This is a genomic window from Kaistella polysaccharea (genome assembly GCF_020410745.1).
Classification (GTDB): Bacteria; Bacteroidota; Bacteroidia; order Flavobacteriales; family Weeksellaceae; genus Kaistella; species Kaistella polysaccharea.
In genome coordinates, this window is sequence record NZ_CP084528.1 from 809,392 (window position 1) to 822,453 (window position 13,062).

The following is a 13,062-nucleotide window of genomic DNA, read 5'->3' on the forward strand; positions in this document are numbered from 1 at the left end:
AGTGGATAAATGGTTTACGATTTAGAACAGGAAAATAAGGAAATTCTCGCCAGGTACAGGGACTTAATAACCAACACCTACAGGCATTTAGATGAGGAACAAAATAAACTCATCCGGAAAGCTTTTGACATCGCTTTAGACGCGCACAAAGATCAGCGCCGTAAGACAGGTGAACCTTATATTTATCATCCGATCGAGGTCGCGAAAATTGTTGCCAATGAAGTCGGATTAGGCGCTACTTCTATTGCCTGTGCGCTTCTGCACGACGTTATTGAAGATTCCGATTACACCTACGAAGATCTTCAGAAAATATTTGGTAAAAAAATCGCCGATATTGTAAATGGATTGACCAAGATTTCGGTCATGAACCATCAGAACATTTCCATACAATCTGAGAATTATCGAAAACTACTGCTGACCTTATCAGAGGACTTTCGGGTGATATTAATAAAAATCGCAGATCGACTTCACAACATGCGTACGCTGGAAAGTATGACGCCGGAGAAACAGAAGAAAATCGCTTCAGAAACGGTTTATATTTACGCACCACTTGCCCACCGATTGGGTCTTTATAACATTAAATCTGAACTTGAAGATTTATCATTAAAATTCAATAATCCAGAAGTTTACACCGATATTTCTGAGCAATTAAAATTAGCGAAGGAAAGCCGTGAAATTTATATCGAAGAATTTAGAAAAGAAGTTTCCGTACAGTTGGAAGATGAGGGATTGAACGTTTCTATAAAAGGACGCGCCAAAGCAATTTCTTCTATTTACCGAAAAATGTTGAAGCAAGGCGTTACCTTCGATGAAGTATTTGACAATTATGCCATTAGAATTATTTACAAGTCTGATGCAAAAAATGAAAAATTTCTTGCCTGGAAAATTTATTCAATTGTCACCGATCTTTATCACAGCAATCCGCACCGCATGCGTGACTGGATTTCGCGCCCACGTTCCACAGGTTATGAAAGTCTGCATCTTACCATTTTAGGGCCCGACAAGAAATGGATTGAAGTGCAGATTAGATCTGAAAGAATGGATGACATTGCGGAAAAAGGCGTTGCTGCACATTATAAATACAAAGAAGGTTTTAACCAAAATCATGATGAGAAAAATTTTGAAACCTGGGTAACTGAAATTCGTGAAGTTTTAGAAAACCAGCAATCTTTGTCAACAACTGAATTGTTAGATGACATCAAACTAAACCTTTATTCCAAAGAAGTTTTTGTTTTTACGCCAAAGGGTGAAATAAAAATTTTACCCATTAATTCTACAGCTTTAGATTTTGCCTTTTCGGTCCACTCAGATCTGGGTACCAAATGCTTGGGCGCAAAAGTAAATGGCAAACTTGTACCTATTTCTTACACCTTGAAGAATGGCGATCAGGTTGATATTCTTTCTTCTCAAAACCAGAAACCGAAAGCTGATTGGTTGGAATTTGTAGTAACATCTAAAGCGAAATCGAAAATTAAAGCCATCTTAAACTCAGAAAAAAATAGTCTGTCGGAAGAAGGTAAAGAAATTTTGCAGCGTAAGATGCGCCATGCAAAAATCAACTTTAATGATGAGGAGCTCAACAAAATGCAGAAGTTTTTCGGCTTAAAATCTTCTCAGGAGTTGTTTTTAAAATTCCAAAACGGCCAGCTGGATATTGGAGATATTAAAAAATATACCGAAGGAAAAGGAATTTTCAGCAATATCCTGCAACGATTTCGTAAATCTCCAGAGAAAAATACGGTGTACGAGGAAGCTCCAGAAACCAATTTAGACATGATCGTTTTTGGAAAAGATGAAGAAAAAATGAACTATTCTTTTGCCAAATGCTGCACGGTTATTCCCGGAGATAAAATGTTCGGTTTCATTACAATTTCTGATGGTATAAAAGTTCATAACGACGGTTGCCCGAATGCTATAAACCTGCGTGCACAATATGATTACCGCGTTTTATCGGCAAAATGGGTGAATGAGGAAAGTTTCCGAAACAGAATTAAAATTGAAATTGAAGGTCTGGACCGTATGGGAATGATCAACGATATAACGGCAGTTATCAGTAATAATATGAATATGGATATGAAGAGTATGTCCATTGAATCAAATAACGGTATTTTCCTGGGTAATATTAATCTGGAAGTAAAAAACCGGAGCCAGTTAGACGAAACATTTAAACAGTTAAAAAACATCAATGGCGTTTCTCGAATTAAACGTCTCTAAAATTCTAAAAAACTAATATGCTAATCACCGATTATTTCAAAAGATTTCTCCACAGTTCTCAATCATCTGGAATTCTACTAATTTTATGCGTTCTTATCTCCTTATTTATTGCGAACTCTTCTATGGGCGAAGAATTTCAGAATATTTTAGATGCAAAAATAGGCACAGAAATTTTCGATTTAAATTATCCTATTAGCGTTTGGATCAATGATGGCTTGATGGCCGTTTTCTTTTTACTGGTTGGTTTAGAAATCAAACGTGAAATTGTAGAAGGCGAACTTTCCACTTTTAAATCTGCTTCTTTGCCAATCATCGCAGCTTTAGGAGGAATAATCGTACCAGCCGGAATTTATGTATTTTTCAACAGCGGAACAGAATATGCTAAAGGTTGGGCAATTCCAATGGCGACCGATATTGCCTTCTCACTGGCTATCATTTCCATGTTGGGAAAAAGGGTGCCTTTATCCCTTAAAATATTTCTTGCAGCATTAGCAATCGTTGATGATTTGGGTGCAATTTTAGTGATTGCTATTTTTTACACCGAACAAATTAACTGGTCTTATTTAGCACTTTGTGGATTGATGGTTGCCATCTTAATTGCATGCAATATTTTTAAACGAACCAAACATATCTGGTATATTATCCCGGGAATTTTTCTTTGGTATTTTATGCATCATTCCGGCATACACGCAACGATTGCGGGTGTTATCTTAGCGTTTACGATTCCTACTAATGAATCAATGACAATAACGTCGCCGCTGGAGAAAATGGAACATAAATTACACTTGCCTGTTAATTTTTTGATTATGCCTGTTTTTGCGCTTGCCAATACAAATATCATGTTTAAAGAAGGTATGGTTGATGGGCTTTTTTCAAATTTTGGATACGGAATTATCTTTGGCTTGGTGTTCGGTAAAGTGATTGGAATAAGTCTTTTTTCCTGGATCTTTATTAAACTGAAGATCAGCGCTTTGCCCGACAAAAGTTCTTGGTCTCAAATGTTGGGCGCAGGATTACTGGCCGGAATTGGTTTTACTATGTCTATTTTCATCGCTCTGCTTTCCTTTAAAAACAATGTAGAAATTCAGGACGAAGCAAAGTTCGCGGTCTTAGTCGCTTCTGTAATTTCTGGTTTTGCAGGTTTTTCTCTCTTAAAATATATCGGCAAAAAAAGAGAGGCTTACGAAGCAGATTTTTAATTTATTCTAAAGTGATGTGATGATGATCCTGAAAATCATCGGCATGTAAAAGTTGATCATCAGTATAATGAAGATCATTAGAAGACATTTCATCGGCGATCATTTTCTCGACACGCACCTTTTTTATGGCAATATTCAGTTCATTACCGAGCAGAATTAAAATGATATTGATGTTCACCCAAATCATCACTAAAATTATGGTACCGATTGAGCCGTAAAGAACATTATACCGTGCAAAATTCCGCACATAAATCGCAAAGAAATACGTAACGACGACAAATAGAATCGTTGTTAGAATGGCGCCGGGAACTGCTTGCTTAAAGGTGGTAATCTTCAAACAACCTACCCAATAAAATAAAGCGAGTAAGATAAAATAAAAGAGCGGGAAAGATATAAATCCGATAATTTTAGACATATTATCTACGAACCAGGAAATATTAATTTCTGGCGTAAACAGTTTCAATACGACTTCACTGTAATAAACGCCGAGCAATGATATTAAAATCAGCAAGATAAATGCGATGGTAATGACAAAAGCAACCAGATATTCCTTTATCAGTCCACGTTGCAGATTGGTATGAATATTAAAACCGTTTATCAAAGAGTGCGTGCCATTAACGGCGAAAACCATTGCAAATACAATGGTAAGATTGCTGATGTTTTTAATATTTGGAATGATGAAATTCTGAATATAACCCGTCACATCTTTTTGAATGTGTGCGGGCAAAATATTATTCATCAAGACCTCGAAAATATAAAACTGTAGCTTGTCGTAATGCGGCAAATACGGCAATAAAGACAGCAAAAAAAGAATAAACGGAAAGAGACTAAGAAAAAAGCTCCACGAAATACTGGCTGCACTTCTGCCAATCTGCATTTTAAAAACGCCGTGACCATATACTTCGAACATTTTAAGGAGGGAAATCCCTAGAAAAGGAATATGAATCTCATCCAAAAAGTCCCGTATTTTAAGAATGAATCTAGGAGTTTTAATACCCATTAATTTATATTTGCAAAACAAAGATATGAAATGCGAATTAATTTAGTCTGCATGGGGAAAACCTCGGATAAAGAAATCTCCGGCCTCATCAAATACTACGAAAACAGATTGCCTAAATACTGGAATTTTGAACTCACTGAAATCAGTGATGTGAAGAATGCCAAAAATCTGAGCGCAGACCTTCTTAAAAAAGAGGAAGGAAAATTATTTCTAAACCATATCGAAAATGGCGACTACGTTATTATTCTCGATGAGAAAGGCTCACAATGGACCAGCCGGCAATTTGCGGGAAAGATTGATGGATGGATGTCTGCCTCCATTAAAAAAGTACTATTTATTGTAGGTGGCGCCTATGGATTTTCTGATGAAATCTACGAAAGAGCTAACGAAAAAATTTCTTTATCAAAAATGACTTTTACACATCAAATGATCCGTTTGTTTTTTATTGAACAAATTTATCGGGCAGATCAAATTCTTCAGGGAAAGCCTTATCACAACGATTAACGTAAAATTAATTTAATAAACATTGTTTCAGAACAATCCGTTGTTGATCAATTAACTTGTTTAGCCCGCAATATTCTACTAAATTATCTTCTCAATTCGTGGATCGGTATTTTACAACTCTTCTTGGTACATTTTTTTCTATATTGGAAAAAAATAAATTATGTCTCTGGAAAAGCTTAATAACTACGCTAAATTTTTCGCATTTATTTTAAAGTATTACAACAGTGACGTTGTAAAATCGACCACAAATACTGCTTTAGGCGATGCTGATCCGTCAGAAGATCCGTACGAATTCACCCAAAAACCAGAAGAGTTGGTTGATGATTTAAAGAAAATGGGACCAACTTTTGTGAAGTTGGGACAGTTGTTATCGACGAGACCTGATCTTCTCCCCGACCATTATTTAGATGCGCTCGCAAATTTACAGGATAATGTAGAAACCATTTCCTACACCGAAGTTGAAAAAATATTTGAAGAAGAAATCGGGGTTGGCATTAACAAAGCATTTGCCGATTTCGATCCAAATCCCTTGGCAAGTGCGTCCATTGGTCAGGTTCACAAGGCAGCTCTTCACTCAGGCCGTGTCGTAGCAGTAAAAGTTCAGCGCCCAGGCGTACGGAAAAATTTCATTGCTGACCTTGAAACTTTACAAAAAATGGCAGATTTGGCTGTTAGACATTCCAAAGATGCAAAGAAATATGCATTGGATGATATTGTTGAGGAGCTCCGTTTTATTTTATTAAATGAACTTGATTATAATAAGGAAGCCCAAAATCTTACCATTTTAAAAGAAAATTTAAAAAGGTTTAAACACTTGATAATTCCAGCTCCTGTAAAAGAATATTCTTCGTCGAAGGTGTTGACAATGGATTTCGTAGAAGGAAAAAAAATCACCGCGTTAGGAAACCTGAAAAAAATAGAAAGTGATTTCACACCTGTAATTGATGAATTGGTTGAAGCCTACTTACAGCAAATCGTGGTTGATGGATTTGCACATGCAGATCCGCATCCGGGAAATATTCATCTTACTACCGACGATAAACTCGTCTTGATGGATTTGGGAATGGTCGCGAAATTCAGCCCACAAATTATGGAAAAAACCATGATGTTGATGGTGAGTATCAGCAAGAAAGATGGCGATGCAATGACCGATGCATTATTAGAAATGAGTGAATTTGAGCAGGATGAAAACAAAATCAGAAATTTCCGTAAAAAGATAAACCGCTTAGTTTTGGAAAGCACAAGCACCGCTGCGGAAGATATGGAAACGGGTAGAATTGTTTTACAGATGAACCGAATTGCTGCAAATGAAGGAATTAAACTTCCCGTGGAACTGAATATTTTAGGTAAAATATTATTAAATCTGGATCAGATCGTTGCGGTTCTCACTCCAAAATATAATCTACAGCAAGCCATTGGGAAGTTTATGGAGAAGATGGTTAATCAGCGCATGAAAAATGAGTTGAGACCTGAAAACATGTATGGATTTCTTCTTGATAATAAAAAGTTAGCAGAAAGTTTACCAGGTAGGCTAAATAAAATCACAGAAAATCTTGCCAACAATCAATTTGAGCTTAAAATCCAGGCTTTAGATGAAAAACGACTTACTGATGGTTTCCAAAAAATCGCCAACAGAATTACCGTCGGATTAATTATTGCGGCCATGATTATTGGTGCAGCCCTACTGATGCGTGTTCCGTCCAGTTTTACAATAATGGGATATGGTGTTCTGCCTTTTATATTTTTTTTAGTTGCCATTGGTCTCGGACTTTTTTTAGTTTACAACATCATGTTTAAAGATGAAAGTTTTACAGAAAATAAAAAGTAGTATACAATACCTTCTATTTTTTTTGAAGTAAACAAAAGTTATCCTCAATTTTGGATAACTTTTTTATTTCCACTTATTTTTAATCCCTATTTTTGTAGTTATGCAAGACTTATCACTGCGAACGGTAACCGTGATGCGTTACATTTTGCCTTTGCGAGAAGGCGGTTCACTACCTGCATTGGCAGAAGCTGATGATGATTTTAAATACGTCTTAAAATTCAGAGGTGCCGGCCATGGGGTGAAAATGCTTATTTCGGAATTATTAGGCGGTAAAATCGCACAGGTTTTAGGCCTTCCTATTCCCGAGCTGGTTTTCGCAAATTTAGATGTTGATTTTGGCAGAACCGAAGCTGATGAAGAAATTCAGGATTTATTAAAGTTTTCCGAAGGTTTAAATTTAGGTTTACACTTTTTATCAGGTGCAATTGCCTACGATCCTTCTATAGAAATTGATCCGCTTCTTGCCTCTAAAATTGTGTGGTTAGATGCCTACATCACGAATATCGACCGCACATTCAAAAACACGAATCTCCTCATGTGGCACAAAGAATTGTGGGTTATTGATAATGGAGCCTCTCTTTATTTCCATCACTCTTATATGAATTTTGAAAAACATGCGCTGAGTAATTTCGCTTACATCAAAGATCATGTGCTTCTTTCCCAAGCATCAAAATTAGATGAAGCTGATGCGTTTGCCCAAAGTGTTTTAACTGATGAAATATTACATCAAATTGTTGAACTTATTCCGCTGGAATGGCTGGAGTGGAATGACACCGACGATTCGCCAGACCAAATAAAAGAAGTGTATTTCAATTTTCTGAAAACACGACGTGATCATTCTGTAAACTTTATAAACGAAGCAAAAAATGCAAGAGGTTAAAATTTACGAATACGCGGTAATACGGCTCGTACCGAAAGTTGAAAGAGAAGAATTTTTCAATATCGGATTGATTATGTTTTCTAAAAAGGAAAAATACATCCGTTTTGAATTTCATTTATGTACTGAAAAATTTGCATCGATGCGGTCGAAACTCGACTTTGAAGACGTTTCAAAAAATCTTCAAAATTTCAAACACGTAGCCCGCGGAGAAAAAGAAGGCGGCGCGATTGCGCAACTCGATATTCCGGAACGATTTCGATGGTTAACGGCAGTTAGAAGTTCGGTCATACAAACTTCCCGCCCACATCCAGGAAAAACAAAGGATTTAGATGCTACTTTTGACAGATTGTTTGAGGAACTGGTAAAATAAATTTACTTTAATATTATTTAAAGTTTCGTCAATTTTGCAAATTTCAGAATCAAATTCTTTTCACCTTCGTGCTGAAATTTTACTTTTGCTTTAATGTTCTGAGGATCAGTTCCATCTAGAAAAATAACATCACCCACCCCAAATCGGTCATGACGAACTTTATCACCAACTTCGATATCCTGAGAAGATAATCCACTTGGATTGATTATTCTAGCAGTCGCTACTGGTTTTAAATTCTGAGGAATTGGTTGCGGTTCGTTTCTTTCAATGGTTTTCTTCGCATCTTTCTTTTTGAAAAATCGTGCTTCCGAGGAATCATCATCGAAAATATTAGATTTTAAACCTGAATGATTTACAAAACGACTTTCTACGGCGGGATTTACGAATTCGAGGTACTTTTCATCCACCTCACTTAAAAACCGTGAAGGTTCAGCATCCGTAATTTTACCCCACTGAAATCTTGAAATCGCATAGGTAAAATAAGCCTGTTTCTCCGCTCTTGTCAGCGCGACATAAAATAGACGGCGTTCTTCTTCCAATTCCTCACGCGTTGAAGAACTCATAAAACTTGGAAAAAGATTTTCTTCCAATCCGACCACATGAACTACAGGAAATTCTAGACCTTTCGAAAGGTGTATGGTCATCAAAGAAACTTTGTCACCATCGTCATTTTTATCGGTTTGTGTATCTGCAGACAGCGCAATATTTTCCAAGAAATTAGATAAGGAAGGATCACCATCTTCGAGTTGTTGCTGCTCTTCGATGAAACCCTGCATGGAATTCATCAATTCCTGCACATTTTCAACACGGGAAATTCCCTCGGGTGTTTGATCATCTTTTAAAAATTTGATCATTCCCGTTCTCTTCGCAACTTCCATCGCGACATTGTAGGCATTTTCAGTTTTTAGCATTACCTGAAACGCTTTTATCATGGACCAGAAATCTGACAGTTTGGTAAGTATGCCGTTATTTAACCGCAGGTTAGGCGCATAAAATCCAAGATTATCCAATACTTGAGTCACTGCTAAATTTTGACTATCCGCAAAAACGATTAATTTATTTTGGGTCGTTTCGCCAATTCCCCGGGCTGGATAATTAATGATTCTTGTTAAAGCTTCAGAATCATTTTCATTAATTAGCAATCGCAAATAGGCAATGAGATCTTTCACCTCTTTTCGCTGGTAGAAAGAAAGTCCTCCGAATACCCGATATGGAATATTCTTGCGGCGCAAAGCGTCCTCAAAAGCACGTGTTTGCGAATTAGTCCGATAAAGTATAGAAAAATCTGTAAACCTGCGTTGTGCAGAATTATGCTGCTCCCAAATATTAGAAGCTACAAAGTTTGCTTCATCGGCATCTGATAGTGCGCGGTAAACCTTGATTTTATCACCTTCTTCATTATCACTGAATACATTTTTTTTAAACTGCTGTAAGTTTTTGGAAATTACCACGTTAGCAGCATTTACAATATTCTGGGTCGAACGGTAATTTTGTTCCAAAGAAACCGTGATTGCATCGGGGTAATCTTTTTTAAAATTGAGAATATTATAAATATTCGCACCACGGAAAGAATAGATGGATTGCGCGTCATCACCAACTACACAAATATTTTCAAATTTTGAAGCCAGGGCTTTAATAATTAAATATTGAGAATGATTCGTATCCTGATACTCATCTACTAAAATATACCGAAAACGATCCTGATATTTCGCGAGAACTTCTGGAAAACGGGTGAGCAATTCATTGGTTCTTAAAAGCAAATCGTCGAAATCCATGGCGCCGTTGCGAAAGCAAACATCAACATATTTCTGATAAATCGCGCCGATCTGTTTCATATTGGCTCGCTCATCAGCTTCAATGAGTTCGGGATTATTAAAGTATGCTTTTACCGTGATTAAATTATTTTTATAAGAAGATATTCTCGATTGAACTTTTTTAGGTTTATATAAATCGGAATCAACATTCAGTTCTTTTAAAACTTTCCGGATCACGTTCAATGAATCTTGGGAATCGTATATCGTAAAATTTGCGGGGAAACCCAAATAATGAGCTTCCGATCGTAATATGCGTGCAAACACAGAATGGAAAGTTCCCATCCACAATGATTTAGCTTCACTTTGACCCACAACTTTTGCAATACGCTCCTTCATTTCCTTGGCTGCTTTATTGGTAAATGTTAAAGCAAGAATATTAAAAGGATCAACCAGATTTGTAATCAGATGCGCAATTCTCATGGTGAGCACACGTGTCTTGCCGGAACCTGCGCCTGCAAGAACCATAAGTGGTCCTTCCAGCGTAGTTACCGCTTCATATTGGGGTTCATTTAATCCTTTCAAGTAGTCCATCTGCACAAATTATTATGTTTCAAATTTACGGAATATTTAGAGACTAGGTGAAGGACATCTTGGCAGAAAAGAAGAATTTGAAGAAATTATAAATTAGGGAAAAGAAGGGCATAATAATTGACTAATAGCATTTATAACTTACAAATCATAAAATCATGTCAGAAAATATACTATCTCTTGAAGACCTTAAATTTCTCGAAATTCTTTATCACAAGTTTGGCTTAAAATTCATCAGATGTGATGAAGGTGGAATGAAAATAAATAATGAGGAGCAAATTGCGAACGCAAATTCAATCGAATCATACGATAATATGAGTTATCTGGCTCAGATTTCTGGTAAATTGAAATATAGATTAGATTCCAATTTTCAGTTAAATTTTTCCCGAGGTTTTAACTTCGATTTACAAAAAATATAAAGCGATCAAAGCCTTTACATAAAAAAAAGACAATCTAATTAGATTGTCTTTATTTTTTTTACTTACGAAGCGAGTTGCTGAACGGTGTTGATAATGTCGTCAATTTCAAAAGGTTTCGCTATGAAGGCATTTGCGCCGGACTCTATTGCGGTATGTTCAAGACCCCGACTTGCTGACATTATAACTATGGGAATATTTCTAGTTTCCTCGTTTTGTTTTAGTTTTCTACAGATATCTCGTCCATCTTCACCTGAAAGCCACATATCAAGTAAAATAATATTGGGCTTGTGCGACTGTTCGACAAAACTGAAAATCTCGGAACCTCGTTCGAAAGTATTTACTTCAAAACCCTCGAAATCCAACATCGTTCCTAAAGAATCCAGAATTGCAATATCATCGTCGATTATTACTATTTTCTTAGAATTCATCATTTTAATTTTATAATTTAACTTTAGGCAGGGAAAAACAAAATGTTGATCCATGATTAAGTGTACTGCTTACTGAAATTTTACCGTGGGATCGTTCAACGATCTGGGAAGATATATACAAACCTAAACCTAAGCCTGGGAAGGTACTTTCTTCATCTCCGCTGACGCGATAATACTGTTCAAATACTCTGTTTTTCTTGTCTTCCGGCATGCCAATTCCAAAATCCTGGACAGAAAATTCAACATTGTTATTTGTTTCTTTTACTGTTACGACAATTCGCTCCGCTTTTGGAGAATATTTAATCGCATTGGATATTAGATTGGTCATTACCTGACCAATTCGATTTCTATCTGCAAATACCGTACCCACCGACTCAGTTTGCATTTCGATTTTATATGCTGTGGACATTTGTTGGTCTTCAACGGTCTCTATGACAAGCTTTTCGAAATCAAAGATTTCTTCATTCAAATAGATTTTCCCCGCATTAATTTTAGTAACATCTAATAAATCGGCAATAAGCGAAGTCAATTTCACGATCTGCAGATCCATTTTTTTTGCGAATTCGGCGTTTTTTTCATCACCCGTTTTTCGCAACATTCGTTCTAAAACCTGGGCATATAATTTCAAAGACGTTAAAGGTGTTTTCAGCTCATGGCTTGCAATTCCTAAAAAGGTATCTTTCTGTGCCGAAAGTTTTTTAAATTCGTCAATATTGGTGCTCGTTCCAATCCATTGAGTCAAATTCCCTTCATCATCCAGCACAGGAGTTGCCCGATTTAAAAACCAGACAAACTTCTCATTCAAAGGATCAAATAATCGAAACTCAATTTCGAAAAATTTTTGTTCCAAAGTTGATTTTTCCCAAACTTCTTTCAATTTAACGAGATCTTCAGGATGGATGGAATCAGAAAAATCAAAAGATTCAATGTCTTCTTCCTTTAGATTTAAAAAGTTTGTTAAATTTTTATTGTAATAAATGAGTTTGTTTTCCTGATCTGTGGTCCACACAATATGAGGCATTGCTTCTGCCAAATTCCGGTATTCTTTCATTACATTTTGAGCCTTCATACGAGCGTTCACGAGCTCGGTAACATTCATGGCCATATTCCAGATTGCGTAAATTTTTCCGCTTGAATCCCGCAAAGGTCGGTAGGAAATACTGTAATAAAATTGTTGAAGTCTGCCATCAACGATTAATTCTACCTTATCTTCTGTTGCAATATAAGGTTCCCCAGTACGAAAAATATTTCTTAAAATCTCTACAAATGGTTGACCTTCTAATTCCGGTAAGGCATCTTCTAACTTTTGACCAATTACGGCCTTCGTTTTCCCCCAACTTTTAATCATTTGATCATTGGCGAATTCAATCACCAGATCTTCGCCTTTGTACATTCCTGTTGCATAATCGGAGATTTCCATTAGTTCCTTGAAGAGCAACTCATTTTCATGAAGTTTTATTTCGCTTAAAACCTTGTCCGTAACATCAATTGCGACGATTGATATTCCTGTAATTTCCTCCCCAGAAAAGATGGGTGAATATATAAAGTCAAAATAATAGGTGATCAAAACGCCTTCTTTTTCAAGGAGCGCCTTAGCTTTGGATCCTTTGAAAGTTATGCCCGTTTCGTAAACGCCCCGAAGTATTTTCGGAAATTCCTGATTCTCTATTTCCGGAAGTGCTTCCAAGAGTGGAAGGCCAATAATACTGTCGCCTTTTTGCCAAAAGTCCAACACTTGACTGTTGGCATTTTCAATCACAAAGTTTTCTCCCATTAACACGGCTAAACCGATGGGTGCCTGGCTGAAAAGAGAGGCCAATGATTCGTGACTGATCGTATTATTCAGGAAATTTTTCATGAGAACAAACTTAAAAAAAT

The 13,062-nt window shown here is 36.5% G+C and carries 11 protein-coding genes; 7 read left to right on the forward strand and 4 right to left on the reverse strand.

Annotated elements, in window-relative coordinates; all coding sequences use genetic code 11:
• The first annotated feature begins 9 nt into the window (after nucleotides 1–9).
• Together LC814_RS03590 and nhaA are read left to right on the forward strand one after the other, a co-directional pair.
• Complete coding sequence (locus LC814_RS03590; RefSeq protein WP_226064991.1) at nucleotides 10–2,214, forward strand: RelA/SpoT family protein; 2,205 nt, start codon at nucleotides 10–12, stop codon at nucleotides 2,212–2,214.
• 17 nt (nucleotides 2,215–2,231) lie between these two features.
• Entirely contained in the window at nucleotides 2,232–3,413 is a 1,182-nt protein-coding gene (gene nhaA / locus LC814_RS03595; protein WP_226064992.1) for a Na+/H+ antiporter NhaA, read from the forward strand.
• Nucleotide 3,414: 1 nt separating this feature from the next.
• Here nhaA and LC814_RS03600 read toward each other — a convergent pair whose 3' ends face one another.
• Nucleotides 3,415–4,413 carry a YihY/virulence factor BrkB family protein gene (locus LC814_RS03600; protein ID WP_226064993.1) on the reverse strand — a complete coding sequence of 333 codons (999 nt, stop codon included), beginning with the start codon at nucleotides 4,411–4,413 and terminating at the stop codon, nucleotides 3,415–3,417.
• A 30-nt stretch (nucleotides 4,414–4,443) separates the two neighbouring features.
• Between LC814_RS03600 and LC814_RS03605 the strand changes: the two genes are divergently transcribed.
• The 4 genes from LC814_RS03605 to LC814_RS03620 all read left to right on the forward strand — a co-directional run bounded on the left by LC814_RS03605 (nucleotide 4,444) and on the right by LC814_RS03620 (nucleotide 7,995).
• The gene (locus tag LC814_RS03605) at nucleotides 4,444–4,917 is read left to right on the forward strand and encodes a 23S rRNA (pseudouridine(1915)-N(3))-methyltransferase RlmH (protein ID WP_226064994.1); all 474 of its coding nucleotides are present in this window, start codon (nucleotides 4,444–4,446) and stop codon (nucleotides 4,915–4,917) included.
• Between the two features lie 160 nt (nucleotides 4,918–5,077).
• Nucleotides 5,078–6,745, forward strand: a complete 1,668-nt coding sequence (locus tag LC814_RS03610; RefSeq protein WP_226064995.1) for an ABC1 kinase family protein — start codon at nucleotides 5,078–5,080, stop codon at nucleotides 6,743–6,745.
• 100 nt (nucleotides 6,746–6,845) lie between these two features.
• A complete protein-coding gene (locus LC814_RS03615) occupies nucleotides 6,846–7,625 on the forward strand; it encodes a HipA family kinase (RefSeq protein ID WP_226064996.1) in 780 nt (259 codons plus the stop codon).
• On the forward strand, nucleotides 7,612–7,995 hold the full coding sequence (locus tag LC814_RS03620) for a DUF3037 domain-containing protein (protein ID WP_226064997.1): 384 nt from the start codon (nucleotides 7,612–7,614) through the stop codon (nucleotides 7,993–7,995). The genes LC814_RS03615 and LC814_RS03620 overlap by 14 nt, the downstream gene beginning before the upstream one ends.
• Before the next feature lie 17 nt (nucleotides 7,996–8,012).
• On the opposite strand, the gene LC814_RS03625 is transcribed toward LC814_RS03620, so the two are convergent.
• Nucleotides 8,013–10,340 carry an ATP-dependent helicase gene (locus LC814_RS03625; RefSeq protein WP_226064998.1) on the reverse strand — a complete coding sequence of 776 codons (2,328 nt, stop codon included), beginning with the start codon at nucleotides 10,338–10,340 and terminating at the stop codon, nucleotides 8,013–8,015.
• 155 nt (nucleotides 10,341–10,495) lie between these two features.
• Between LC814_RS03625 and LC814_RS03630 the strand changes: the two genes are divergently transcribed.
• Nucleotides 10,496–10,756 (forward strand): hypothetical protein, encoded by a 261-nt coding sequence (locus LC814_RS03630; protein ID WP_226064999.1) that lies wholly within the window; start codon nucleotides 10,496–10,498, stop codon nucleotides 10,754–10,756.
• Nucleotides 10,757–10,818: 62 nt separating this feature from the next.
• Here the strand turns inward: LC814_RS03630 and LC814_RS03635 are convergent, their stop codons facing one another.
• Together LC814_RS03635 and LC814_RS03640 are read right to left on the reverse strand one after the other, a co-directional pair.
• Complete coding sequence (locus tag LC814_RS03635; RefSeq protein WP_226065000.1) at nucleotides 10,819–11,187, reverse strand: response regulator; 369 nt, start codon at nucleotides 11,185–11,187, stop codon at nucleotides 10,819–10,821.
• A 7-nt stretch (nucleotides 11,188–11,194) separates the two neighbouring features.
• Nucleotides 11,195–13,042 (reverse strand): PAS domain-containing sensor histidine kinase, encoded by a 1,848-nt coding sequence (locus LC814_RS03640; protein ID WP_226065001.1) that lies wholly within the window; start codon nucleotides 13,040–13,042, stop codon nucleotides 11,195–11,197.
• Nucleotides 13,043–13,062: the final 20 nt, after the last annotated feature.